Annotated in this window: 22 protein-coding genes; 14 read left to right on the forward strand and 8 right to left on the reverse strand. The window is 50.0% G+C overall.

Features of this window, described 5'->3' with window-relative positions; translation table 11 throughout:
- Position 1: 1 nt before the first annotated feature.
- Together HMPREF0860_RS11345 and HMPREF0860_RS11350 are read right to left on the reverse strand one after the other, a co-directional pair.
- A complete protein-coding gene (locus HMPREF0860_RS11345; protein ID WP_021331477.1) occupies positions 2-928 on the reverse strand; it encodes a hypothetical protein in 927 nt (308 codons plus the stop codon).
- A complete protein-coding gene (locus tag HMPREF0860_RS11350; protein WP_156002200.1) occupies positions 918-1586 on the reverse strand; it encodes a hypothetical protein in 669 nt (222 codons plus the stop codon). Before HMPREF0860_RS11350 ends, HMPREF0860_RS11345 begins: the two co-directional genes overlap by 11 nt.
- 418 nt (positions 1587-2004) lie before the next feature.
- On the opposite strand from HMPREF0860_RS11350, the gene HMPREF0860_RS11360 reads away from it, so the two are divergent.
- A complete protein-coding gene (locus tag HMPREF0860_RS11360; protein WP_021331471.1) occupies positions 2005-3459 on the forward strand; it encodes a monomeric [FeFe] hydrogenase in 1455 nt (484 codons plus the stop codon).
- Between the two features lie 39 nt (positions 3460-3498).
- Here the strand turns inward: HMPREF0860_RS11360 and HMPREF0860_RS11365 are convergent, their stop codons facing one another.
- From HMPREF0860_RS11365 to lnt, 4 genes are all read right to left on the reverse strand, one after another.
- Positions 3499-3993 carry a deoxycytidylate deaminase gene (locus HMPREF0860_RS11365; RefSeq protein ID WP_021331447.1) on the reverse strand — a complete coding sequence of 165 codons (495 nt, stop codon included), beginning with the start codon at positions 3991-3993 and terminating at the stop codon, positions 3499-3501.
- A gap of 2 nt (positions 3994-3995) precedes the next feature.
- On the reverse strand, positions 3996-5288 hold the full coding sequence (locus tag HMPREF0860_RS11370; protein ID WP_021331467.1) for an NCS2 family permease: 1293 nt from the start codon (positions 5286-5288) through the stop codon (positions 3996-3998).
- A gap of 253 nt (positions 5289-5541) precedes the next feature.
- Positions 5542-5994 carry a YegP family protein gene (locus HMPREF0860_RS11375; protein WP_021331494.1) on the reverse strand — a complete coding sequence of 151 codons (453 nt, stop codon included), beginning with the start codon at positions 5992-5994 and terminating at the stop codon, positions 5542-5544.
- Positions 5995-6107: 113 nt separating this feature from the next.
- Positions 6108-7895 (reverse strand): apolipoprotein N-acyltransferase, encoded by a 1788-nt coding sequence (lnt, locus tag HMPREF0860_RS11380; protein WP_021331485.1) that lies wholly within the window; start codon positions 7893-7895, stop codon positions 6108-6110.
- A 75-nt stretch (positions 7896-7970) separates the two neighbouring features.
- Between lnt and HMPREF0860_RS11385 the strand changes: the two genes are divergently transcribed.
- The 8 genes from HMPREF0860_RS11385 (at position 7971) to HMPREF0860_RS11420 (ending at position 15652) form a co-directional block, all read left to right on the forward strand.
- Entirely contained in the window at positions 7971-9149 is a 1179-nt protein-coding gene (locus HMPREF0860_RS11385) for a galactokinase (RefSeq protein ID WP_021331468.1), read from the forward strand.
- Between the two features lie 251 nt (positions 9150-9400).
- A complete protein-coding gene (surE, locus tag HMPREF0860_RS11390) occupies positions 9401-10171 on the forward strand; it encodes a 5'/3'-nucleotidase SurE (protein WP_021331469.1) in 771 nt (256 codons plus the stop codon).
- Positions 10172-10191: 20 nt separating this feature from the next.
- Complete coding sequence (locus tag HMPREF0860_RS11395) at positions 10192-10902, forward strand: tetratricopeptide repeat protein (RefSeq protein WP_021331426.1); 711 nt, start codon at positions 10192-10194, stop codon at positions 10900-10902.
- Positions 10899-13040 (forward strand): tetratricopeptide repeat protein, encoded by a 2142-nt coding sequence (locus HMPREF0860_RS11400; RefSeq protein WP_021331435.1) that lies wholly within the window; start codon positions 10899-10901, stop codon positions 13038-13040. The genes HMPREF0860_RS11395 and HMPREF0860_RS11400 overlap by 4 nt, the downstream gene beginning before the upstream one ends.
- A gap of 94 nt (positions 13041-13134) precedes the next feature.
- Complete coding sequence (locus tag HMPREF0860_RS11405; protein WP_021331459.1) at positions 13135-14037, forward strand: SH3 domain-containing protein; 903 nt, start codon at positions 13135-13137, stop codon at positions 14035-14037.
- A gap of 24 nt (positions 14038-14061) precedes the next feature.
- On the forward strand, positions 14062-14811 hold the full coding sequence (locus tag HMPREF0860_RS11410) for a class I SAM-dependent methyltransferase (RefSeq protein WP_021495781.1): 750 nt from the start codon (positions 14062-14064) through the stop codon (positions 14809-14811).
- A 57-nt stretch (positions 14812-14868) separates the two neighbouring features.
- Positions 14869-15234 (forward strand): VOC family protein, encoded by a 366-nt coding sequence (locus HMPREF0860_RS11415; RefSeq protein ID WP_038081836.1) that lies wholly within the window; start codon positions 14869-14871, stop codon positions 15232-15234.
- A gap of 64 nt (positions 15235-15298) precedes the next feature.
- A complete protein-coding gene (locus HMPREF0860_RS11420; protein ID WP_021495790.1) occupies positions 15299-15652 on the forward strand; it encodes a hypothetical protein in 354 nt (117 codons plus the stop codon).
- Between the two features lie 297 nt (positions 15653-15949).
- On the opposite strand, the gene dinB is transcribed toward HMPREF0860_RS11420, so the two are convergent.
- Complete coding sequence (dinB, locus tag HMPREF0860_RS11425) at positions 15950-17158, reverse strand: DNA polymerase IV (RefSeq protein WP_021331445.1); 1209 nt, start codon at positions 17156-17158, stop codon at positions 15950-15952.
- Positions 17155-19146 (reverse strand): hypothetical protein, encoded by a 1992-nt coding sequence (locus tag HMPREF0860_RS11430; RefSeq protein ID WP_021331439.1) that lies wholly within the window; start codon positions 19144-19146, stop codon positions 17155-17157. Before HMPREF0860_RS11430 ends, dinB begins: the two co-directional genes overlap by 4 nt.
- Before the next feature lie 98 nt (positions 19147-19244).
- Between HMPREF0860_RS11430 and HMPREF0860_RS11435 the strand changes: the two genes are divergently transcribed.
- From HMPREF0860_RS11435 to HMPREF0860_RS11455, 5 genes are all read left to right on the forward strand, one after another.
- On the forward strand, positions 19245-20411 hold the full coding sequence (locus HMPREF0860_RS11435) for a DUF8084 family protein (protein WP_021331495.1): 1167 nt from the start codon (positions 19245-19247) through the stop codon (positions 20409-20411).
- A 2-nt stretch (positions 20412-20413) separates the two neighbouring features.
- Positions 20414-21067: a hypothetical protein gene (locus tag HMPREF0860_RS11440; RefSeq protein ID WP_021331443.1), complete on the forward strand. Its 654-nt coding sequence runs from the start codon at positions 20414-20416 to the stop codon at positions 21065-21067.
- 80 nt (positions 21068-21147) lie between these two features.
- Positions 21148-21774, forward strand: coding sequence for a tRNA (guanosine(46)-N7)-methyltransferase TrmB (trmB, locus tag HMPREF0860_RS11445; protein WP_231364452.1), 627 nt, complete (start codon positions 21148-21150; stop codon positions 21772-21774).
- Positions 21775-21780: 6 nt separating this feature from the next.
- Complete coding sequence (gene ligA / locus HMPREF0860_RS11450; RefSeq protein WP_021331429.1) at positions 21781-23739, forward strand: NAD-dependent DNA ligase LigA; 1959 nt, start codon at positions 21781-21783, stop codon at positions 23737-23739.
- An 8-nt stretch (positions 23740-23747) separates the two neighbouring features.
- A complete protein-coding gene (locus HMPREF0860_RS11455; protein ID WP_021331501.1) occupies positions 23748-24371 on the forward strand; it encodes a hypothetical protein in 624 nt (207 codons plus the stop codon).

Genomic DNA, 24371 nt, shown 5'->3' on the forward strand with positions numbered 1-24371 from the left:
GTCACGCGCATAAATTTTTCGTCGCTTTTTCGTATATAAATCTGCGGTCTTCTTCCTGCAGCGACGTATAGACGCAATCCGCACACGTACGCCCCCCTTCATCCGCGCGGTATACCTTTGCCGGCGTACAGGTCGCAAAGGCATCGCGGCTTGCGACGGGGCCTTCCCGCAGCGAAAAGGACAGTTTGAGCGCATATTCGGCACCGTGTGAAAGCTGAAAATTTTCATCGACACTGCCGAAAACGATCCGCTCGTGATCGACGTACAAAATATCGAGCGGTTTTACGCTTCCTGAAAACGATTCGATTTTCGTCTGCCGTTCCGTGAGGTAGCGGCATATCGGAATGAGCTGCAACCCGTTACCCGCGTTTTTTTCTTTTTTCGCTTCGGTGACAAATCGTTCGAGATAAGCTTTTGCCGTCTTTTGATTTTCAAGCGCAATCGAAGCCCACACGGGGCGTGCAAAAAGCTCGTAGCCCTTGCACGGCACGCAGTCGAAATTGACGGTCGCCTTGTTGCTGCATGAATAGTAAACCGTCGCGGAAAAATCGTAATCGTGTTTCGCTTCCGCATCTTTGATACGGCAAATCGCTTCGGGGACGACAAAGGCGAGTCCCGATTTTACCGATCGCATTTCCGTGATAAAAAAAAGACCGACACGGTTGAAATAAAATTCGACGCGAACGTGTTTGCCTGCAAACCCTATCACCGACTGAGGCGGATTTTTTAATAAAATTATACCGTTGCCGCCCGAAGCGATCTGTTCGGCTTTGAGCGCGACGGGAAACACGGCCGACGAAAGCGGCTGTATCGCATCTTCCGCCCCGTTATTCTTTTCCGTCGGCGTTACGGTGACCGGAACGTTTCCGTCGATCAGGTATTGGAGTACGAGCTGTCGTTCTATACCGGTTAAATTATTATTTTCCATTGACCCGCTCCCATTTCCGTATTTCGATATTGTTAATCGTATAGGTCTCTCCGTCTTTTTCAAAATACAGCAACACATCGATAAAGCCGCCCGAAAAACCGAAACGCACGGGAACTTCCGCCCCCGCTTCGTCGATAAAAGGCGCGCCGCACAGCGATGAAGTAAAAAGCGGTGTTTTCGCGTCGGGAAAGTCAAAACCGAAATGCGCTTTCCATCCGCTTTTCAAATCGGACAGAAAAAAAACGTATGAAAATAAATTTTCAGAAGCGAACGATGCGTCCGCACTCTCGTTGCGGGAAAGGGCTGCGACAAAAGCGTCGAGCGCCTTTTGCAGGTCGGGCGACATGAGGGATGTGTCGAGGCTTGCAAAATCTTGTATGTACGGATACACCGCTTCCGATGCGGCGAGAGAGGCGATCATCGTTTCAGGGCTGAGTTTTATCGAAGGCGAAACCGCTTCGCTTGCAGCGATCGTTTGCACCAAGCGCTCTTTTTCGATTTCGCGCGTCCACAACGTATCCGCATCTTTTGCTGCGGTTTTCGCTCGGAGCGTTTCGCCCGAATCGGAGACGATAAGCAGTTGATTGTCCGAACACGAGGCGGCAAAAAAAACCGCAACGAGAACGCCGAGCGTCACTATCCTCATTGTACGCTTCATACCGATAAGCATAACACAATTTTACGAAAAAATCCAAGCGAATTTGAAGCGCAAACGGGCGGTCGCATCACAGTTTGCATGCGATGCGATCGATACGTATTATGCGACCGAATCAACAACCACGACGCAAGCGTCGGGGTATTAAACCCTCAGCACGAATAAATTTTTACGTCGGGATCCGACGCCCACAAGGGCTTTAAACCCGTAAATACGTCTTTTTGAATGCGACTATACGGAAGCGGGGCGGGATGATTGAAGCGGGCCGCTGCCGGAAGTACGACCGATTTTTTTGCGCCCGATTTTTAGAGAATATGATTTTCCGATGCTCTTTTCCGTACGCGTATTCGTTTTCTGGCGCAAACTGTAAAAATATGTTATACTGCCGCGCGTAAACGAACAGCTGCATGAGGGAAAAACGATGCTCAATATCAACAACAACGCTGCAAACGTAAAGCGTGAAATTCTTGTGCGTATCGCGCACCTCCAACTCGACGGCAAACTTGCCGAAGGCGTGCATTATATCCCTCGCGAAATGGCGCCTCTCGATTCGAAATCGATACGTTGCTGTATTTACCACGACAGGGCGATTTTGCGCATGAGAGTCCTTGCCAGGCTCGGCATATCGATCGAAAATTACGACGACGACCGCCCGCTTGCCGAATACGCGAAGGATGCTCTCGAGCGGGATTCTCCGACTTGGCCCATGCTCACCGTTTTGCAGGATGCGTGCAACGCGTGTGTAAAAACGCACTACATGATTACGAACGCGTGTCAGGGCTGTTTTGCGCGCCCGTGCATGATGAACTGTCCGCGCAAAGCGATCACGGTAGACCGGAGAGCGGTTATCGATGAAGCGAAGTGCGTCAACTGCGGGCTGTGCATGCAAAACTGTCCGTATCATGCGGTTATTAAAATTCCCGTACCCTGCGAAGAAGCATGCCCCGTCGGCGCGATCAGCAAAGACGAAACGGGACACGAAAAAATCGATTACGATAAATGCATTTTTTGCGGGCGCTGCATGAGCGAGTGTCCCTTCGGTGCGATGATGGATAAAAGCCAGCTCGTCGACGTTATCAAGCATATTATGCAAAAAAAGCGCCGCGTCGTCGCGCTCTATGCGCCCTCGATCGCAGCTCAATTCAAATCCGCTCCCGGTCAGCTCGAAGCGGCGTTTTCGGCTCTGGGCTTCGACGACGTACTCGAAGTCGCGATCGGAGCGGATATCTGCGCGGATAAAGAAGCGAAAGAATTCGAAGAGCGTATGGCGCGCGGTGACGTGCTTATGACGACGTCATGCTGTTCGGCGTATGTGCGCGCGGTAAACATTCACGTGCCGGCTTTGAAGCCCTGCGTGTCCGAAACGCGAAGCCCCATGCATTACACGGCGGAGATCGCAAAGCAAAAAGATGCCGACTGCGTTACCGTGTTTATCGGTCCCTGCCTTGCAAAGCGGAGGGAGGGTTTCGATGACGATGCGGTCGATTACGTGCTTTCGGTCGAAGAGCTCAGAGCGTTTTTTATCGCAAAAAATATCGATATCGCTTCTCTCCCTGCAAAACTGCCCGATCACATTCCGACGTCGACGGGAAGGGGATTTGCAAAGACGGGCGGGGTAGCGGAAGCGGTGCGGGTGCGTCTGAAAGATCAAAGCATCCTCAAAGCCGCCCAAATCAACGGACTCGACAGAGCCGGTATGAAAAAGCTTGCGACATACGGAATGATAAATCAGGGGAAGATTGCGAAAAACGAAAGCACACCGAACCTTGTCGAAGTGATGGCGTGCGAAAGCGGCTGCATCGGAGGTCCGTCGGTTATCACGAATCCCGGTGTCGCCGAAGGACTGCTTGCCGCTTACGCCAAAGGCGGAACATAAGCGCGCTTCCGATAAAAGCGTATCGATTTGCGAGCGGGGCTACATATTCGTGTAGGTTTGCGTTTTGTCGTTTACGTGTTCGATCGGAATACCCGCCTGTTTGAACATATCGAGCGAATCTTTTTCGTCGTGGTAGTGCATTTCGCACACGACGCGCTTTATGCCGCAGTTGATGATGAGCATGGCGCAGGTTCTGCACGGCGTCATCTTACAGTACACGGTCGCGCCGTCGATCGCGATGCCGCGCTTTGCCGCTTGACAGATCGCATTCTGTTCGGCGTGTACGGTTCTGACGCAGTGCTGTGAAATCGTGCCGTCCGTGTGGATCATTTTCCGCATCAAATGTCCGACGTCGTCGCAGTGGGGAAGCCCCGCAGGGCTTCCGACGTAGCCGGTTACGAGAATTTGATTGTCGCGCGCGATGACACAGCCGCTTCTGCCGCGGTCGCAGGTTGCCCTTTTTGCGACCGTGCGGCAAACTTCCATAAAATATTCGTCCCAGCTCGGGCGCGCGTATTTCGTTTCGTCGGCCATAGTTACACTGCGTCGAGTACGGTTTTTACAACGAAGACGGCAAAGAGCACCCACGTGAGCGCGGAAATGTCTTTGACTTTGCGCGAAGCGACTTTGCAGACGACGTAGCTCATAACGCCCCATGAAATGCCGGTTGCGATGCTGTACGAAAACGGCATCGTCATGATCGTGATAAAAGCGGGGATGCCTTCGGAAAGATCGGTAAATTCGATATTCGCGGCTGCCCTCATCATCATAAAGCCGACGACGATGAGCGCCGGTGCGGAAGCCGCCGACGGCACGAGCAAAAAGAGCGGACTCAAAAAGAGCGCGAGGAAAAAGATGAGAGCGGTCGTCACCGATGTGAGCCCCGTGCGCCCGCCTTCGGCGACGCCCGCCGTGCTTTCGACAAAGCTCGTTATCGTCGACGTACCGAGCATTGAACCGACGACCGTTCCGACCGCATCGGAGAGCAACGCTTCGTTGACGTTTTTGATGTCGCCGTTTTTATCTTTCAAATTGCTCTGTTCGGCGATGCCCATAAGCGTTCCGATCGTGTCGAAAATATCGACAAAGAGGAAGGTAAAAAATACGGTAAAAAATTTCAGCGAAAGCACTGTCGAAAAATCGAACTGAAAGAAAAGCGGAGCTGCCGGAAGTGAGAGGGGGCTGAAGCCCTCGGGAATTTTCGTTACGCCGAAAGGGTAGCCGATGATCGTCGTCAAAATCATGCCGATGATGATCGCGCCTTTTACTTTTAAGCAGAGCAAAACGATCGTGATGACGAGGCCGATGATAGCAACGAGGGCGGCGCCTTTCATCGGCACAAAACCGATGATCGTTCCGGTATCTCCGGAAACGATGCCGCCGTCGTGCAAACCGATGAGCGTGATAAATAAACCGATGCCGACTGCAACCGCTTTTTTTAAGTTTGCCGGAATCGCTTTGATGAGCGCTTGGCGGACTTTAAAAATCGATAAAACGATAAACAAAATGCCTTCGAGAAAAACGGCGGTGAGCGCCGTCTGCCACGAATAGCCCATGCCTAAAACGACGGTAAACGTAAAAAATGCGTTCAGTCCCATGCCCGGTGCGAGGGCTACCGGAAGATTCGCGGTAAATGCCATAACGAGCGTCGCAATGCCCGCCGCAATCGCTGTCGCGGTAAAAACCGAAGCTGCGTTCATGCCCGCCTGCGAAAGGATTGCGGGGTTTACGGCGAGGATATAGGCCATCGCCAAAAAGGTCGTGCAGCCGGCGGTGATTTCCGTGCGAATCGTCGTTCCGCGTTCTTTTAATTTAAAAAATTTTTCCATTTTTATTAGATCTCCTCAATCTGTTTCAATGCGGCAGTCTTGCCGTTTATAATTAATAATTATTTCAGTTGACCGCGTCCGGCATTCCGATCAAAGCTTGTCGTGCGGATACGGTACCGATTAATAAAATTTCAGGCAATGAAAAGGGGCTGTCTCAAAAGGCGTTTGCTTTTTCAACAGCCCGTCGATTCAGAACAAGCCAATAGACTTGCGGTTTTCGAACAGTTTTTTTCCGCTTGCTTTAAGCAGCTGTTTATTTTTTCGATTTACAGCCGCAGCCGGTACACGCGGTTTTTTTCGCTTTTGCCGCCGGCTTTTTGACTTCGGTCTTTTCGACTTTCGTTTCGTCGACGACTTCGGCGCTCTTCGCATTCGTTTTGATCGACTTGATCGCGTTCATGCAGCTTGCGAGCGCTTTGTAACCTTCGCCGACGGCGATGATCTGTCCGTTCGTCGCTTTGAGGCGGAAGCGGAATTCGCCGCGCTTGTCTTTATACGTTTCGTACTTTGCGCCTTTGACGTGAACGCTGTTTTTATCTGCAAGGTTTTCGACATCGGATCCCGAATTCCGCTGAACGCTTGCGATACCGTTTTTGCACGCTTTTTTCGTCGTGTACACTTCGGATGTTGCAACGACTTCACCGTTCGACGCGACAAAGTTGAACATAAGTCCGGTCTTTGCCTTTTTGATGATAAATTTGCTCATGGCAATAGTGCCTCCTTTTATCGCGTTTATTATAGAAACAAATCGCACGCGTGACAAGCTGTCATCGCTTTGTGTTATCGATTCGGAGGCAAAGTTTAAGGGACGGCGTTTTGTTAATGCGCTTCGTAGATAAAGTCGTCGCCGAAAACGAAGGCGAGCGAAAGGTAGAGGCAGTAGGCTATTATTAAAACGCCGAAGACGAAGGGGAGCCAATTTCCGAAAAGCGCGTAAACCGTCGAGATGTGTTTGTAAACGGGAATCGAAACGGCGAGCGCGTCTTTTTCGAAAAGCGGCATATCGGCGACGATTTTGCCTGCCGGATCGAGCACGACCGAATAGCCGGCGTTCGTCGAGCGGACGAGAGTGGTGCGGTATTCGATCGCGCGGTAAGAGGCGATGACGAAGTGTTGATATTCGGCGGACTTCGTATTCGACCACGAGTCGTCGGTTATATTGATAAACATGTCGCTTCCGTACCGGTGGAGCGGGCCGCACACGTCGGACGGAAAGGCATCTCCGAAGCAGACGGGCGATGCGATGCGGACGAGCGGCATCTCTTTTTCTACTGCATCATCTCCGGTATCTTTTGCGAGCGATACGATTTTCGACGCGCTCTTTGCGCGCTTTTCGTTCCATTCGCACGGAATATCGAAGAGCACGTATTGATCGCCCGCTTTCCATCCGGCCGAAATTCCGACGAGCTTATCCATCAGATTGACTGCCCATCCGTATTCTTCTCCGGGAAGCACTTCTGCAAAGGGGACGAGGTGAATCTTTTCGTATGCGCCGCGAAAATTACCTTTCTCATCAAAAAGGAGAGAAGCGTTGCTCAATCTGCGCACTTCTCCGTCGGCGACGTAGGGACCGCCGATGATAAAGGGCACGTTCACCCTTTCGATAAAGCGCAAAAGCGGCTCTTCGGGAGGATAGAGCGAATAATAGGCCTGTCCGCTCGGAAACGAATGACGCAAAACGCCTTCGCTCCAAACGACGAGGTGCACATTTTTCCCTTCCGCTTTCAATGCGTCGATTTTTTCTTCGCTGAGTTTTTCCGATGTCATGATCGACGCTTCGTCGGACGATTCGTTCCACGGATTGCTGTTTTGCTGCACTAAGACGGTGTTAAGCATTTTTTCGGGTATACGCGGTTTTGCGTATTGGAAAGCCCCGTATAAAAACGAAAGCGCAAAGAGCGCAATGCATACGCACGCCGTATGTTTGAGCGCCGAAAGAGAAGCGCGCGGTACGATAAGATGCGGCGTATGTTTGAGGAGCAAAAGACCTTCCGCACAGACTGCCGAGCACAGCGCAAACAAAAACGAAACGCCGTATGCGCCTGTGAGATCGGCGATCTGCATAAAAAGCCGCCATGGAAATGCGCTCGACGAAAGCGTGCCCCACGGATATGCGAGAAAGCCCGTTCCCGACGCTTTATACCATTCGTAGAGCGTGTATGTACACGAAAACCAAAATACGCGGAACGGAATGCAGTATGCCGCGCGTCCTGCCCCTTCGGCAAGGCGTTTTTGCGAACATGCCGCATCCGGCTCTTCGAAAAGCTTTTTCCCCCCGCCGTACCGTGCATAGGGTACGTAAAGCATGCGCCCCAAAATACCGCCGATGAGGCCGGTTCCCAGTGCCGATGCGCCGAGTGTAAAAATCGCAAAATCTTTAAAAAATGCAAGCCAAAAACTCGAAAACAGATGAACGGAAAACGTATGCAGGGCGCCGAGCCGAAACGCGCTCCGGTAGGAACGGCATTCGGCGATGGCTATGTAAAGAGGAATAAGCGAAACGAGGGTGATATAAGGACATCCGAGCAAAAAAAACTCGTTCGGAATGGCCAGAGATACGAGAATTGCCGAAAAAATCACGCGGAAAACTTGTAAAAAATTACTCATTAGTATACAATAGAAAATATTATAATATATAACGCCGCCGAGTACAAGCGGTGTTTTGAGGATTCGAACTGCCGTATGAAACAGGTGAGAGGTGCCCACAAACAAGAATATGAAGTTTTTCCGAAAGTAACGGCTGTTGCCCCCGGACGTTTTCATCTCATCGGCGAGCACTCATGGTTTTTCCGCGATAAAACGCTTTCCATGGCGGTAGACCTTCCGGTTTACATCGCTGTTTCAAAGCGTAACGATTCCGTACTGAAATTTTACTTTTCGCAGATGAACGAGAGAAAGCGGGCAAATCTTTCGTCGCTGAAATTCAGGCGCGAAGACCGCTGGGCGAATGCGATTAAAGCCGTTATTTCGGGATTCCTTTCGGGAGGATGTACGCTCGGCGGCATGAACATCACCGTATACAGCGATATCCTTCCGTCCGCGGGATTCGGCATTACGACGGCGATAAAGGCCGCAAGCGCGCTCGCGTTCCGCGAACTTTTTTCTCTCGACATGAGCGATGCGGAGATGCTGCAGGCGATCGAGCGCGGCAATAAATCGTTTTTGAAAACGGGCAACTATAACGCCGACAATTTTGCCGCCCTGTATTCGAAAGCGGGAAAGCTGCTCATCACCGACCACGCGCGTGCAGCTTACGATTATGTCGATTTTCCGTTCGACGACTCTCTCATCCTGCTCACCGATGCGAGGGTGCCGCGCATATCCGTGTGGGATGAAAATACGATTCACGAATCGGAAAACGCGCTTTTGCTCGGCGATCTCCGAGAACGAAAGAAGGGCGTATACGGCGGCTGGCAGTACGAAAACAATGTCACCGAAATAAACGAAACGCTTTCGGCGGTAAATGAAAATACGAGACGAAAGCTTTTGTGTATCATGCGCGAACACAACGATATCATCGATGCGCGGAGCGCTCTCGTGAAGAACGATTTCGGAAAATTTGCGCGCGCAGTCAACCACAGCCACGAAAGCATGCGCGACTTGTTCGAGATTTCGTGCCCGGAAATCGACTGGATATTAAAACGCGTCGGCGAACTCGAGCCCAATCTCGAACAGCTTCGAAACCCCGTTACGTGCGGACGCATTACGGGGAAGGGCTTCGGGCGCTGCCTCTATACATTTATCAGAAAAGAAGACGAAGAAGCGTTTCAAACGAAGCTTTCCGAGTACGAAAGGATATTCGGCTTTCATCCGTCTTCGTACCGCGTGCTGCCCGCCGACGGCGCGCACATCGTAAAGTAATAGGTCGAATGTCGAGTTTCGAAAGTATTTCTAAATAAAAGTATGCTTTCGGCGAGAACCCGTCCGCTTAGCCGCGGTCGAACTTTTAGGGCAGGCTTCCGTAAGCCTAACGTTCGAAACGGCACGCAGCCGGAACCTCGCCTCCGCATCATTTTATTTGCTTTCGAAACTCGCCGTTCAATCGGCAAATGAAACAGTTGGAAAATTTCGAGTTTTAAAAAACTCGAAATTGAACCTAATAGGACTTCACGGTGAAACTGCTTTTAACAAACGACGACGGATTTTCCGCCGACGGTATAAAAACGCTTGCACGGTACTTGTCCGATGCCGGTCACGAAGTGTGGATATTTGCGCCCGACAGAAACCGCTCGGCCGCTTCGAACCGCATTACAATGGATAAGCCGCTTCGAATAAAAGAACACGGACAGCGTATCTATTCGTGCTCGGGTATGCCCGCCGACTGTGTCATCACCGCGCTCAAAAGCGGCATCATCGGAAACGGCGTAGACGCCGTGCTTTCAGGGATTAACCGAGGTGCAAATATCGGAACGGATATTCTCTATTCGGGAACTGCGGCTGCAGCGAGGCAGGCGGTGCTCTACGGAGTGCCGGGAATCGCCTTCAGCGTGCGCTCTTCGGACGGCCTGTGGCGTTACGATGCGATGGCGCGCTTTGCTTCTTCCAATCTGTCATCGCTCATTTCGCTTACTCATACGGCAAACGGAGACGGCACTCCCGACGGTCTGTGCGTTTTTGTAAACGTCAACGGTTTGTCTCTCGATCGCTATAGCGGCGCTTCCTTTGCCGATGAAATATCGTTTCGCGAATATAGGGATGCCGTTCACGTGCTCGCCGGCCCTGACGGCGACCGGTACAGCTTTTTTTGCGGAGGGGACATCGTTACGCACGGCGGAGATGCAAGCGACAATGCGGTATGCGAAAAAGGTTTTGTCGCCGTCTCGCGCATTTATGCCGAAGTGCGCGCTGCGAAAGGAGTGGACGGCATTTCGTTTTCGGTGTAAAATAATGCGGCGGTGGGGCTATGGCAAAAGAAGCAAAAAAATCATCCGAAACTCCCGATATATTGCGGCAGGGCATACTGCTGTATAAGCAAAAAAAATATGCGGACTCTCTCGCGTTTTTTCTCGCACTTCCTCAGGATACGGGCATCGACGGCATAGAGCTCGCGTATTACATAGGGCTGTGCTATGCGAAGCTCGAACGCTACGACGACGCGCTTTTGTATTTGGAACAGGTGGTTACATCGGGTACGGAACTCGAGCGCGTTTTGCAGTGCCGATTTCTCCTCGCCGTCATCTACGCGCTTTCCGGCCGCAGGCGTCTTGCCGAATTCGAACTCAACAAATTGCTCGAAACGGGCTACCGCAACGCATCCGTCTATGCGGCTATCGCCTTTATCGCGTGGGAGCAAAACGACGTCAAAAAATGTCTCGAATATTACGAAAAATCGCTTGAAATCGATCCCGAAAATCTCACGTCGCTGAACGGCATGGGATACGTGCTCGCATGCGAAAATACCGATTTGACGCGAGCGCTGACCTACTGCAAAAAAGCGGTCGCATCCGAACCGAAATCGGCCGCATGCCTCGATTCGCTGGGGTGGGTATATTTCAAACTCGGCCTCATGGAAGAAGCTTCAAAATATCTTACGGAAGCGCAAAAGCTCGACGGTTCGAATGCCGTCATCAAAGAACACGTCGCGCAGCTTGAGGCTTTTAAGGACGACCGATGAAAAATCTTTTTTCCCATGCTCCGTATTCCGTTCATTCGGCAAAAAAATCGATACGTAAAAATGCTTTCCCTAGTGGGGCTTCTTTTCGCGCGGTGAAAAAAGCGCTCCTTTTATTGCTGCTGTTCGCAGCCTCTCTTTTTGCAGAGGATACGGCAGGGCTTTCCGCTCCCGGAAGGATGCGTACGGCCGACGAAGGTTTTGCGGCCGAAGAGTTCCGGCGCGGCGTGCAGGCTTACTACCGAGGCGCGTTCAACGAAGCGATTTTGCAGTTCGAACGTTCCCTTTCATACAAAAGCGACGACAATTTGATACTCGACTGGCTCGGCAAAGCTTATTATCGAAGCGGTCTTGAAGGCGAAGCACTCGCATCGTGGAAGAGAGCCTACGAAAACGGCTGGGGCGGCATCCTCATGCAAAACAGGATCGAAGTTGTCAGCGAGCGGCGCGTGACGGGCGATGCCTACGGAAAAGACGCGCGCTATACGGAAGCGGGAAGCTTTCCCGGCATGAACGGAGATGTCCTCGTGTTCAGCGAACCCGTTTCGTCTCTTCCGCTTGCCGACGGCACTCTGTGGGTCGTCGCTTACGGTTCCAACGAACTCTTGAAGATAAACGTCAACGGCACCGTCGTGCGCCGCGCCGAAGGACCGATCAACGGATTCGATCGGCCGCTCGACGTGATTGCGCTTCAAAGCGGCAATATGCTCGTCAGCGAAAGCGCGGGCGACAGGCTTTCGCTTTTGAACCCCGACGGAAAATTTATTAAATATATCGGCTCGAAGGGACGCGGCGTCGGTCAATGCGTCGGCCCGCAATATCTCACCGAAGACGAAAACGGAAACATCTACGTGACCGACTACGGAAACAGCCGCGTCGACGTATTCGATAAAGACGGAAACGCGCTCTTTTATTTCGGAAGGGCGCAAAACGGCTTTGCCGGCTTTCAGGGACCTACCGGCATCGCAGCCGTTTCGGGCGGCATCTACGTCGCAGACAACGTGACCGGCGGCATCTATCAATTCGATACTGCAGGCAATTTCATCCGCACGCTGGTGCGGGAAAAAACTTTCCGCTTTCCCGAATCGATGAAAGCGTGGAACGGCTTTCTCGTCGTCTGCGATTCGAACAAAGTGATTTCGGTCGACCTCGAAACGGGAGCGACATACGAAAGCGCGAAAACGGGAAACGCTCCGTCGCGCCTGACGAGCGCGGTGCCCGATGCGAACGGCAACGTCCTCGTCACCGATATGAAATCGAACGAAGTGTATGTGATGACGAAGATGCAGGAGCTTGTCGGCGGACTTTTCGTACAGATCGAACGCGTCAATGCCGATAAATTTCCGCTCGTCGTCGTCGAACTTTCCGTCGAAAACCGCCGCCGCGAAAGCGTCGTCGGTCTCGGCGAAGAAAACTTTTACTTGACGGAAGGAAAGCGTCCCGTCTTGCAGCAAAAACTTATCGGAGCCGCGTCGAATAATAAAATCGAAGACCTTACGCTCATCATCGACAGGTCGAAGGAAAGCGCGGCTTACGGAGCGCAAATCCAAAACGCCGTGCGCGAGCTTTCATCTGCGATGAAAGGCGAGGGGACGCTCCGCATCGTCTGTGCAGGCGCCGTGCCCGCAACGGAATATAAAGGCTCTCCGCGTGCGGCGGAAAAATTCGGCATAAACGTTTTAAAAACGCCCGTGTCGGCCGAAGTGCCCCTCGACCTCGCGCTGCGCCTTGCCGCAAACGATCTCATAAACGCGGAAGCAAAACGTGCCGTCGTATTTTTAAGTGCGGGACGCGTGACGCAAAACGCATTTAAAAAGTATGGACTTTCCGAACTTACCGCGTATTTCAATAACAATTCGATCGCTTTTTCGCCCGTCCTCCTTACGCAGGGTGCCGCCGATCCCGAAATCGCTTACCTCGAAGAAAACACGAAAGGCAAATCCTATTACGTTTTCAGACAGGAAGGACTTGCTCCCGTCGTCGACGATTTGCGGAATCTTCCCGTCGGACGCTATCAGCTTTCGTATATGTCTTCACTCAACACCGATATGGGGCGGGCGTTTTTGCCGATTGAAGTCGAAACCTATCTTATGAACCGGAGCGGCAGGGACGAGAGCGGATACTTCGCACCGCTGCAGTAAAAGCGTGCGGCTTACGATCGCCGCTGCCGGTTTTTCGGTAATCTTGCACGTATACGCATTTAAAGTATAAATATTTTCGGAGGAAGCAAGATCGATGAAAAAGACCGTTTTATTCGCTGCTATGTGCGCTGTATGTATGTGCGTGTATGCACAAAATACCGACACCGATTTGTATTATCAGGGGTTTACGTATAAAGATACGCGATGTATCGTTACGGGTAATGCGGTAAATGTCCGCTCAGGAGCGGGAAGCGGATATGCAAAGCTTTTTCAGCTGAATGCAGGCGATGTTGTATCCGTTATAGAAAAATGCGATGTGCCGCCTTTGCTCGCCGAAGGTGCTTTATCGTATTGGTATAAAATTACATGCGGTAAAGGCACGGGCTTTATGTGCGGACGCTGGCTTACGTCAAAATATGCCGCAGGTGATATAAATGCGGACGGAAAAATCGATTACATAACATATCAAGCGTTTTACCGCATTCCGTACGGTGCGGAGGATTTTGATGAATATATATTTACAAACGATACGTTTTTACTGATACAAGGCGGCGCCGTTTCGGAACTGAAAGGTGCCAGTTTTATACCGAAAGAAAAAGGACATCTGTATAGACCGAGAGATATTGCCGTTATTGCCGATCTTGAACTTCCTATAAAAAATCCCGTTATACTGTTTTCAAACTTTTTCGGATACGGATCAGGCCGCAGTTGTATATGCGATTTTTATTTTTTCAATGAAGATAATACATTTTTACCGATAATTTCAGCCGGCTCTGTTTGGGAGGGGTATTCCTACAAAAAAACGAAAATCATTTTTCCGAATAAAGCTTACGATGTGTATAATCAAAAATGGAGTGATTCTGAAAAAGGTCGAAAGAATATCATTATCAAGATAACGAAAGACGGAAAAGAGAACGATAAGTATGAAACGGAAAGCGAAACCGTTTCGCAAGCCGAGTATCGCTGGAACGGCGCTTCTTTTGAACAGGTTCGGTAATTGCGGGTTTTATGAGAGGTGATTTTGGAGACTTATCAAGACGCGAACGCGGCGGTCATTGACCGATGGATTACGGAAGGCTGGGAATGGGGTAAGCCGGTTGACCACGAAACGTATTTACAGGCGCAAAACGGACAATGGTCTGTAGTATTGACACCGACAAAACCGGTACCGCACGAATGGTTCGGCGATTTAAAAGGCAAAAAGTTATTAGGTCTTGCGTCGGGAGGCGGTCAGCAAATGCCGATTTTTACTGCCGCCGGAGCGGAATGCACAGTGCTTGACTATTCGGAAAAACAGCTTGAATCGGAACGCATTGTTGCCGAACGCGAAGACTATCGCATAAACATCGTGCGCGCGGATATGTCAAAACCGCTGCCCTTCGCCGATTCATCTTTCGATATTATTTTTCATCCTGTAAGCAACTGCTATATCGAAAAAGTCGAGCCGGTATTTGCCGAATGTTTCCGCGTGCTTAAAAAAGGCGGCGTTTTGCTGTGCGGACTTGATATCGGCATAAACTATATTGTCGATCAAAAAGAAGAAAAGATTATCAACGCTCTTCCGTTTAATCCGCTCATTTACGAAGCACACCGCAAACAGCTTGAAGAATCGGACAGCGGTTGGCAATTTTCTCATACAGTAAGCGAACAAATCGGCGGACAGCTTCGTGCAGGCTTTACGCTCACCGATATATACGAAGACACGAACGGCGACGGCCGCCTGCACGAACTGCACATCCCGTCGTTCATTGCGACGCGTGCGATAAAATAATTTGTAATCGGTAATGGATAATGTAAGAAACTTGTATAATAAAAGTAGACAGGTAAAATGGTGAAGAACGAAAATATACAAAAAATATATGCCTGTTGGATTTATGTAAGCGATTTGAAAAAATCGATCCGCTTTTATCAAAATATCGGTTTTGAACTCAAGTTTATTGAAGAGGACGGTGCTTGGGCGGAATTCGATTTAGGAGAAACGTCGTTCGCCCTGCTGCAACGGCCTGCGGAAAAAGGATTGGTACAATCTGTAAAAACGAGAATTATGTTCGAGGTAAATGACATTGAAGAAATGCGCCGGCATTTGGTTTCTCTCGGCGTCAAATTGATCGGAGATATCAGAGAAGAACCTTACGGCAAACTGCTGACCTTCGAAGACCCCGACGGGCATTGGTTGGAGTTTTTTGAAAACTAAATCTGATTAATAATTTTTTATAGCGTACATCTATAAGAATTTTTCAAATGAAGAGGGTTACCTTATGTATTTTGCAGAAAGAGAGAAAGATAATATGGAAGTATTATTTTCAGAAATATCAAATAGTAAAAAAAATGATTTTATGTTTTTTTATAGCGATGATTTGATCCTTTCCGTAAAGGTAGAAAATTTTTTTGACAGCGACAATGATAAGGATTTTGATTCCGAAAATTATGAAGAATATAATGCGTATGTTGTTCAGATAAAGCAAATTTTAGTTGATAAAAATAATAAATTCAAAGGAATAGAACTGTTTGAACTAAATTATAAGAATTTTCCGAAAGAAATAAAAACTGACGACGGACGAATTATTTATCAAAACGCTTCGCAAAGGAAAGTATCGTGCAATCTTTTATAGTGATAGATACCTTTGAAAAAGAAAAACATACATTTGTAAATGCAGAAGATATTTTAAGAGAATTTGTCTAACCCCCGCTTCAACTTGACAATAAAGACAAGCTTTGATGCAGGTTAAGCGAATGTTAAGTTGATGTTCGCACAGGGGGAAGCTAAAAAGGTATAATAATAACGAGATAAATCATTAAAAACCGGAAGGATATAGTGTTCCTTCTATCAGCATGTATCTCATCTACAAAAATTAGTATCTTTTTCTTTTTCATAATGTTCAATCGTTTCGTGACATTCGCCCTTATAATTATTTTTGTCCTTTCAGCGTTTCCGCGCGTGCCGTTTTTTCTCCTGCGAGGAGGCGCGCTTTATGCACTTTAACGTCGGGGTGTTTTTTTGCCAAATCGAGGATCGCGTTTTCGACGGCTTCTTTTTTCTTTTCTCCGAAATCGAAGAGCTCTTCCTGGTGCGGCTCCGATGCGCCGCTTATGTGATCGGCGCCGATTCCGATGAGGCGTATACCGCGCCCCGCTTCGTATTTTTTTTCAAACAGAGCGCATGCTCGCGTATAGAGGTCGTCGATCGACGTTATCTTTGACGTTGAAGTTTCGCGGGCGGAAACGGTTGTAAAATCTTCGTAGCGTATTTTTACAAAAACGGTTTTGCTCGTATAAGCTTCGCGCCGCATACGGAACATGACGGTGTGCGAGAGTTCCATGATTGCGGTTTTTATCGCGTATGTGTCGGTGAGGTCGTATGCGAAAGTTTTTTCGGAACTCAGCGAATGGGAAGCGGCGTCTCTCATAAAAGTGTCGGGTTCTCTTCCGCGCACGACGTTGTATAAAAAATTGCCTGCGGCTTTTCCGAACAGTACGCAAAGCAGTTCTTCGCTTTTTTCGCGAAGATCGCGCGCGGTAAAGATGCCCGCTTGATTGATGCGCGAAAGCGTTTTGTGTCCGATGCCCCATATTTTTTTTAGCGGCAGCGAAAGCATAAAACGCTCTTCGTCTCCCGGTTTAACTTCAAAAAATCCGTCGGGCTTCGACATTTCGGACGCGAGCTTTGCGATGTATTTCGTGCTTGCAAGACCTACCGATACGGTGAGTCCCGTCGTATCGCGCACTTCTTTTTTTAAACGGCGCGCGGTTTGTTCGGGATCTCCGAAAAGGAGCTCGGTGCCCGTCAAATCGATAAAAGCTTCGTCGATGGAAATCTGATCGACGTCGGGAGAATATTCGCGGAATATATCCATGATTCGCGCGGAGACTTCGTGATAGCGCTCATGTCTTCCGTGCAGGTAGATGCCCGAAGGGCAGAGCCGGTACGCTTCGGCGACGGGCATAGCCGAATGGACGCCGTATACGCGCGCTTCGTAGGATGCGGTCGAAACGACAGCCCGCCGTTCGCCGGGCAGTCCTCCGACGATCACGGGTTTTCCGCGGAGAGCGGGGTTATCGAGCTGTTCGACGGAAGCAAAAAAGGCGTCGATATCGACGTGGAGAAAGCGCTTTGTCATGAAAAGCCGCCGCTTTTTTGAGAAGGAATGTCGAAAGTGTACGTGCTTTTGACGTATGTGTTTTTTTCGCCTGCTTCGTAGAGCGCACTCACTTTTACCGTCGTCGAAGCCGAAGTGTCGGCGGTATATACAAAGACGAGCGTTTCGGGCGGGTACGGCGGGATCGCAAAGGTATCGGTGTTCGTGCCCGTGTCGGAAACATATTCGGAGTCGGAGTAGAGTACGGGATTTTTCGATTCGCCTTCAAGCGTGACGGAGCACAGGACGGCATTTTTTCCAAGCCGCACGACGAGGCGGCGCGATGTGTCGCCGAAAAAAGTTCTGTCGCTTACGCTGCACGAAATGCGGTTTTCATCCGCCTCTCGTATATCGCTTCTAAACGTGAATCGTCTTTCGTCTCCGGTATCGAAGCGGTCGGAAATATAGGTGATCGCCGTAAAAATCAAAGTCGTGATTATTGCGATAGCCGTGAGGGATAGGACGGCATTGCGTATGCGCATACCGACAACGGTGAGTGATGTGTTTTGCCACCTTTCGTTCATGCGCGCTATGATGCGGAACCACTGTATTAAAAACGGAAGAAAGAGAAAGGCGAGGAGTACATTTATCGGAAACGGACTGTATGCGACGGTGCGGAATGCGTTTGCGCGGCCGAAATTAATTATCTGCACGACGTAGGGCAAAAAGGGTATCCCCATCAGAAAAAAAAGCGCGATAAGGGAACCGGTACGCTTGAACGGCCGCGACAAATACGTAACAACGTATTCCATCGTAAAGAGGAAAAAAAGCGATATGTCAACGGCGGCAAAGATAAAAATATTGACGACGGAAGCGAGCGTGAGGACATACGCGTAGGCTTGTTTTTTGAGTATGCCTTGCCGGCGTATTTGAAAAAGGTAGAGAATGGTCACGATGATAAAGGCTGCGGCGACTTTTAGGATGAACTGCACGAGTGTACCGATGCCGAATACATTCGACAAAAAATGTGTAAATATTTGACTTGCTTGAAACGAAAGAGAAGCGATAAGGGCGGTGAGCGGGATTATGTACCACAAGTGTACTACGTCGCGTCGTATGTTTTTTCTGTTTTTTTTATCAGCGATAAACGAAAATTCGCAAAGAATAAAAAGACTTACGAATGCGATACCCATAAAACACAGCACTATAAAGCGTTCTCCGAAATAGGCGATCGATGTGCCGGTCGGAATCAATAGATAGTGTGTGTCCCAGCTTTCCGTTCCTGCCGCCGTGTACGAAAATACAAACGACGTTAAAACCGCAGCGGCGCTCTCTCCGTCTGAAGGAATTGAAAACGCCGCGCACGGAATTTCGCGTGTAAGAAAAAAAGACGAGCGCTCATCGCTTTCGATGAGGGAGAGGCGGAAGAGCGAATTGAAGCCTCCTCCGCGAAGTGCATACGTTTCATTGTTTTCATCGCACGCACGGATGAGACGCAGCACGAGCCAATCCGGGGAAATCGTTCCGCCGCCGCCCGGTTCGATTGCCGCTTTTTCTCCCGTATTGAAATTAAAACACACGGCCGTATAATCGTCCGGAGTTTCGATGTTTTTTGCGAAGACGTCGGTGCCCCGTATCTGTGCCATGCTTCGATCGATTGGTTCGTCGCCGTAGGAAAAAAGCAGAATAATATCGCAGTCGTTTTTCAGTTCTTTTAAGCGGCGTAAAAATGATGTAAAAAAATTACGGCGGACGTACGCGTCTTCCATCGTAAATGCGAGAATGAGAGAAGTGCGCTCATTTGGAGCGGTGCTTTTTTCCGATGCGGGAATGCGGGCATAGACGTTGTACGGAAAATCGTTTTGACCGCCCGATACGAGCGGTGCGCTTTGCGCTTTGAAACCGAAAGACGAAAGAAACGAAGCCGTTTCGCGGCAGAGTTCGCGTCCGATCGGCATGCCTTCGGCTCCGAAAACAGCGGCAGCGAAAATACCGATAAAAAAACACAGTGCCAAGCGCTTCGTTTTCATGCCGTCAGTGTATTGTATAACGTGTTTACAATGCAAGTCCTATTGTATATAATAATTTAAATATATATTACACAAATGTTAGCGATTGGAAAAAGAGTATGAGTACGACTGAAAAGAAATTTATGTTCGGTTTGCCGCTGAAAATCATATTGACGGAGGACGGTGCTTCGTATTTTATAAGCCGCAAAAAAAAGCTTCTCCGTTTCAGGCTTGCCGACAATGCCGACGAATACGGCATCTTCTTTAATAAATTTTCACCTCAGTCTGTCCAACGCATGATTTTGCTCGATTACATTTCAAAGATTGAAATATCGACGACCGAATTCGTTTCGGTGCGGCAGGAAGTGATGGATCTTTCGAAGATCATCGTCTATTCGCTGCTCTACAAACAATTCGATCGGGAAGTGTATTCGGCGCTGATTAAATGCGCGTGCGTGCGAAAATACAACCGCGCAAATCCCGCGCACCTCATCGATGAAGAGACGTCCATAAGCGACCGCCAGCTGAAATTGATGCTTTTGAATAAGGATGCGATTATCGCGCAGACGCGGAAACAGATTCTCGATCCGATTTGGCAGAGCATTGTCGATAACAAAGGATACTCTGCTGAAGAAAAAAACATCAACCTTTTGATGAGTGAGAAATTTTTAAATCGCTTAGGCCTCATGAATTGGTATATCATCACGTTATTTTGCAAAAACGAGGGCTTTCCCGAAATCCTCCTTACGGTGCGCAACAAGCTCATCGCGTATATGGAAAAATCGCGGGTCGCCGAATATATTTCCGTGATGATTATGGAACTCGCGCTCAACAGCGAAAGCTTAAATATCCGCAAAGAAGCGCGCAATATGTATCAGGGCGTCGACAATATCGACTCGCTCATCCTCGATACCGTCATCCGGGAAAAAATTATTAAAGAACTGCAACGTAAGCGCGAACTCGTATTTTTATCGTGGAAACTCGGCGGCGGGGCTTCGTCGATCGGCAGGCAGGGCAGGCTGCAGATTACGCTGTACAATAAAGACGACGCGTTTCAGGAAATCAAAGAGACGATTGAAGCGAAAAAAACCGTGGATACGAGCAAAAAGACCCTCATCGATTTTTACCGCGAACTTCCCGAAGGACAGGAGGGCATCGACTTGGGACTCTACTATCTGTCCTATCTCGACGACGCGTGCAAAAAAGTCGGCGTAAAATTCGAATCGCTCGTGAGCCAATTTACGGCAAGCGATTTGACCGTTATCAATTTGATATTCAATTTTTAGCTATGAAATCGTACGCACTCCTTTTTGCGTTTATCGCTTCTCCGCTTTTTTTTTCCTGTGCGCTTTCGCCGCCGGACGTGCGTTCGGTGCGAGCGGCTTCGGTCTTTGAATATACCGACGACGCTTCCTATCCGCGTATGCGCCTTGCGGTTTTTACAGAAGCGACAAGCGACGTGAGGAGAGTCGAAAGCATCCGTATCGTATCGAACGAGGCGGGCTGGGAGTGGAAAGCGGTCGGCGTCGATATTTTCGAATCGGATGCGAAGATGTGGGCGGGCTATACGAATTTCGTTGCTCCCGGCGATACGGCGATCCCGCAAGGAGCGTACTCGCTTTTTTATACGGATGCGCTCGGCGATGAGGTGAAAAGCTCTTTTTCCGTTTTTTATCCCGCTTCTCTTTTGCACACGCGAGCAGGGGCTGTAAAGGATCTGCTCGGTAATGCGGCGGGCGAACGGGTTGCCGTCTACGATGCCCAAGACGTCCTCATCTATTTCGATGCGCGTAAGAGCGAGTGGAGCGGAAACGATGCCTTGTGGCAAGAAATGGAAAACGCTTCCCGCATGCGGCTTTGTTTTTTAAATGCGGATAAATCGGTGCTGTGTTTTATGCCCTTTATCGATCGCCCTGAAATCTCGTCGGCGAGCGGGGAGTAAGCGTTTTGAACGAGGCGGGCGTATTTGAAGAAAAGCGGCCTTTCCGTGACGTAAAAACCTATGTCGTCAGGGCGTCGCGCATGACCTCGGCGCAAAAGCGCAATTATGCGGAACTTGCTCCGAAGTGGTGCGTGCCCTACGGGGAATCGCTTATCGATTATGCGTTTCTTTTCGGAAACGACAATCCCGTCACGATCGAAATCGGTTTCGGCATGGGAAGCGCGACGGCGGAAATCGCTTTTAACAATCCCGATAAAAATTATATCGGCATCGAAGTACATAAGCCCGGCATCGGAAAGCTGCTCGGCGAAATCCGATCGCGCAGTTTGGAAAATCTCCGCATCATCGAAGGCGATGCCTCCGCCGTGCTTTCGAATATGATCGCCGACGCTTCGGTTTCCGCCTTTCACGTATTTTTTCCCGATCCGTGGCCGAAAGAACGTCATCACAAACGGCGTCTCGTGCAGCGGCCGAGAACCGATCTCTTCGCATCGAAGCTCGAAGAAGGCGGCTATTTTTACATGGTAACCGATTGGAGCGAATACGCGGACTTTGCGCTTTCCGAGCTTGCCGCAACGGAAGGATTTGTCAACGCGTATGAGGGCTTTGCCGAAAAAAAAGCGTGGCGGCCCGAAACGAAATTCGAAATGCGCGGAAGACGCGAGGCGAGAGAGATCCGCGAGTTATATTTTATTAAACGACGATGAGGGTGTATGGACGAACTGTTTGCTTCCGATACGGCGGAAGCGCAAAACCGCGCATCGGAAACGGAGCAAAAAAAGCGCATTGCCGAACTTCAAAAATCGATACGGCGCTATCAAAAATCTTATTATAACGGCGAAGGCGAAATAAGCGATGAAGCGTTCGACGCGCTGTGGGATGAGCTTAAGTCTCTCAATCCTTCCGATCCGCTCTTAAAAAAGATCGGGCAGGATTCGGGCAATTTCGAAAAAGTCCGACACATCATGCCGATGGGAAGCCAGGAAAAAGTCGCAAATCCCGAACAGTTTTTAAGCTGGGCGCAAAAGCACGACTACGGCGAATACCTTGTCGAATACAAACTCGACGGCGCTTCTCTCGAATTGCAATACAAAAAAGGAAATCTCGTACGCGCCGTAACGCGGGGCGACGGTACGATCGGAGATGACATCACGGCAAACGCAAAAAAGATGAAAGGCGTCATCATGACGCTTCCGTGTGCGGAAGACTTTACCGGAGCCGTGCGCGGCGAAGTGATTATGACGCACGGCGTTCACCGCGCGAAATACGGCGATAAAGCGAATTGCCGAAACGCTGCGAACGGCATCATGAAGCGGAAAGACGGCACGGGAAGCGAAGACTTGGAGATGATCGCATACGACGCGTGGGCGGCAAAAGGAGAGGCTCCGTTTCGGGACGAAGAGGAAAAAATCGAGTGGCTTTCATCGTGCGGTTTTACCGTCGTGCCCCTTGCAATCTGCAAAACAGCCGATGAAGTGGTCGCATATCGTGCGGGCGTCATGGAAAAGAGAAAATCGCTCGACTACGACATAGACGGTCTTGTCGTCAAAGAGCGGACGATCCGCAGGGACGATGCGGCGAGAGCGCGCCCCGAACGGCAGATCGCGTTCAAATTCAGTCTCGAAGAAGCGGTGTCCGTCGTCCGCAGCGTCGAATGGAGCAAAAACGGCGGAACCTATACTCCCGTCGCGATTTTCGATCCCGTAGAACTTGCCGGTACGACCGTGCAGCGCGCAAGCCTTGCAAACCCCGATACGATGCGCGCCCTCGGCGTTGCAGTCGGTTCATCCGTCGTCGTCGTAAAGCGGGGAGAGATTATTCCGAAAATCGAAAGCGTCGTTCCGAACGAAAATGCGACTTTTCCCGTCGTCTTTCCGAAAACCTGCGAAACTTGCGGCACTGCTCTCGTCGATGAAGGCTCTCGCCTTTTTTGTCCGAACAAGTCGTGTCCGAAGCGTGTGCTGCACCAGCTTTTGAAATGGGTGCAAATCGTCGATATCCGCGATTTGGGAGAAACGCTCGTCACTTCTCTTTTTAATGCGGGAAAGCTCTCTTCGATCACCGATATCTATTCCCTTACCGTCGATGTGCTCACGCCGTTTTTTTTGAACGAAGAAAGCATCACTGCGGAAAAAGAATCGCTCGGAGCGGCGAAGGTCGTCTCGTCGATCGGAAACAGGAGACGCATAAGCCTTTCGGCTTTTGTCGCGGGATTCGACATCGAAGGGATAGGGGAAACGATGGCGGAAAAACTCGTCGCCTCGGGTTTCGACACGCTCGAAAAACTTTTGCAGGCATCCGAAGCGGACATAGCCGGCGTATACGGTTTTGCCGAAAAGACGGCGAAGATTGCGGTCGAAGGGCTTTCCGAAAACGCGCTTGAAATGCGTTCCCTCGTTTCTTCCGGGACGATAGCGATCATAGAGCAAAAAGCCGGAGTCTTTGCGGGAAAATCCTTTTGCTTTACCGGAGAGCTTTCGACGATGAAGAGAGCCGATGCGGAGAGCCTTGTCAAAGAGCGGGGCGGCATTTGCAAATCGTCGGTGACAAAGGATTTATCCTACCTTGTAACAAACGATAAAGAAAGCGGTTCGTCGAAAAACGCAAAGGCCGCGAAATTCGGCATCCCCGTTATCGACGAAAAAGAATTTATTAAAATGGCAGAGGGTTAGGGCGAAATATGGCGCGGGAGAGAACGGCAGGCTATTTTATTTTCAATGCGGTCTTTGCGTCGCTCCTCATTTTATTTATCGTGTTCGCCGTCGGCTTTGCAAACTGTTTCGGAGCCGCCGAAAGGCTTCCCGCTATCGAGCGCTATGAAATCATGCGGATTTTACTGTATGGGACGAGTACCGGCGCCGACGGTGAAACCGTGAGCGCTTCCGTTTCGATTCTCGACACGAGCGGCAACGAATGCGCGCGGATCGAGCGTTCGTGGCGGGGGTCCGCGCTCGCAGTCGATTTTAAAAGCGCTCAATTTTCGGGCAAGCGTTTTTATTTTCCGTGTGAACTCTACGGCAGGGAAACCGTATCCCCTTCTTCCGCCTTGTTCCGCAGGCGCGGCACGGAACTTTTCCGCTATTACAACGAAAACGGACAGTGCATGCTTTTGGGAGCCTCTTCGCCTTTTGAAAGGCGGCGCGATCTGTACGCGCTCGTCCGCTTCGCTTTCTCTCCGTTTTCCACGTTTGCTTCAGGCTTTTCGAAGGACTATTCGGCGGATCTCGCGCAGTGCCGTTCGGGTGTTTATTACAGCGTCATCGTCGGCACGGACGGAACGCTGAAAATCGAAGCGACGTATTGA

The organism is Treponema socranskii subsp. socranskii VPI DR56BR1116 = ATCC 35536 (assembly GCF_000468115.1).
Lineage (GTDB): Bacteria > Spirochaetota > Spirochaetia > Treponematales > Treponemataceae > Treponema_D > Treponema_D socranskii.

Excerpts from the sequence above, each read along its gene's own strand:
- HMPREF0860_RS11345 (WP_021331477.1), bottom strand. The coding sequence starts at position 928 with ATGGAAAATAATAATTTAACCGGTATAGAACGACAGCTCGTACTCCAA.
- HMPREF0860_RS11350 (WP_156002200.1), bottom strand. The coding sequence starts at position 1,586 with ATGAAGCGTACAATGAGGATAGTGACGCTCGGCGTTCTCGTTGCGGTT.
- HMPREF0860_RS11360 (WP_021331471.1), top strand. The coding sequence starts at position 2,005 with ATGCTCAATATCAACAACAACGCTGCAAACGTAAAGCGTGAAATTCTT.
- HMPREF0860_RS11365 (WP_021331447.1), bottom strand. The coding sequence starts at position 3,993 with ATGGCCGACGAAACGAAATACGCGCGCCCGAGCTGGGACGAATATTTT.
- HMPREF0860_RS11370 (WP_021331467.1), bottom strand. The coding sequence starts at position 5,288 with ATGGAAAAATTTTTTAAATTAAAAGAACGCGGAACGACGATTCGCACG.
- HMPREF0860_RS11375 (WP_021331494.1), bottom strand. The coding sequence starts at position 5,994 with ATGAGCAAATTTATCATCAAAAAGGCAAAGACCGGACTTATGTTCAAC.
- lnt (WP_021331485.1), bottom strand. The coding sequence starts at position 7,895 with ATGAGTAATTTTTTACAAGTTTTCCGCGTGATTTTTTCGGCAATTCTC.
- HMPREF0860_RS11385 (WP_021331468.1), top strand. The coding sequence starts at position 7,971 with ATGAAACAGGTGAGAGGTGCCCACAAACAAGAATATGAAGTTTTTCCG.
- HMPREF0860_RS11395 (WP_021331426.1), top strand. The coding sequence starts at position 10,192 with ATGGCAAAAGAAGCAAAAAAATCATCCGAAACTCCCGATATATTGCGG.
- HMPREF0860_RS11400 (WP_021331435.1), top strand. The coding sequence starts at position 10,899 with ATGAAAAATCTTTTTTCCCATGCTCCGTATTCCGTTCATTCGGCAAAA.
- HMPREF0860_RS11405 (WP_021331459.1), top strand. The coding sequence starts at position 13,135 with ATGAAAAAGACCGTTTTATTCGCTGCTATGTGCGCTGTATGTATGTGC.
- HMPREF0860_RS11415 (WP_038081836.1), top strand. The coding sequence starts at position 14,869 with ATGGTGAAGAACGAAAATATACAAAAAATATATGCCTGTTGGATTTAT.
- HMPREF0860_RS11420 (WP_021495790.1), top strand. The coding sequence starts at position 15,299 with ATGTATTTTGCAGAAAGAGAGAAAGATAATATGGAAGTATTATTTTCA.
- dinB (WP_021331445.1), bottom strand. The coding sequence starts at position 17,158 with ATGACAAAGCGCTTTCTCCACGTCGATATCGACGCCTTTTTTGCTTCC.
- HMPREF0860_RS11430 (WP_021331439.1), bottom strand. The coding sequence starts at position 19,146 with ATGAAAACGAAGCGCTTGGCACTGTGTTTTTTTATCGGTATTTTCGCT.
- HMPREF0860_RS11435 (WP_021331495.1), top strand. The coding sequence starts at position 19,245 with ATGAGTACGACTGAAAAGAAATTTATGTTCGGTTTGCCGCTGAAAATC.
- HMPREF0860_RS11440 (WP_021331443.1), top strand. The coding sequence starts at position 20,414 with ATGAAATCGTACGCACTCCTTTTTGCGTTTATCGCTTCTCCGCTTTTT.
- trmB (WP_231364452.1), top strand. The coding sequence starts at position 21,148 with ATGACCTCGGCGCAAAAGCGCAATTATGCGGAACTTGCTCCGAAGTGG.
- ligA (WP_021331429.1), top strand. The coding sequence starts at position 21,781 with ATGGACGAACTGTTTGCTTCCGATACGGCGGAAGCGCAAAACCGCGCA.
- HMPREF0860_RS11455 (WP_021331501.1), top strand. The coding sequence starts at position 23,748 with ATGGCGCGGGAGAGAACGGCAGGCTATTTTATTTTCAATGCGGTCTTT.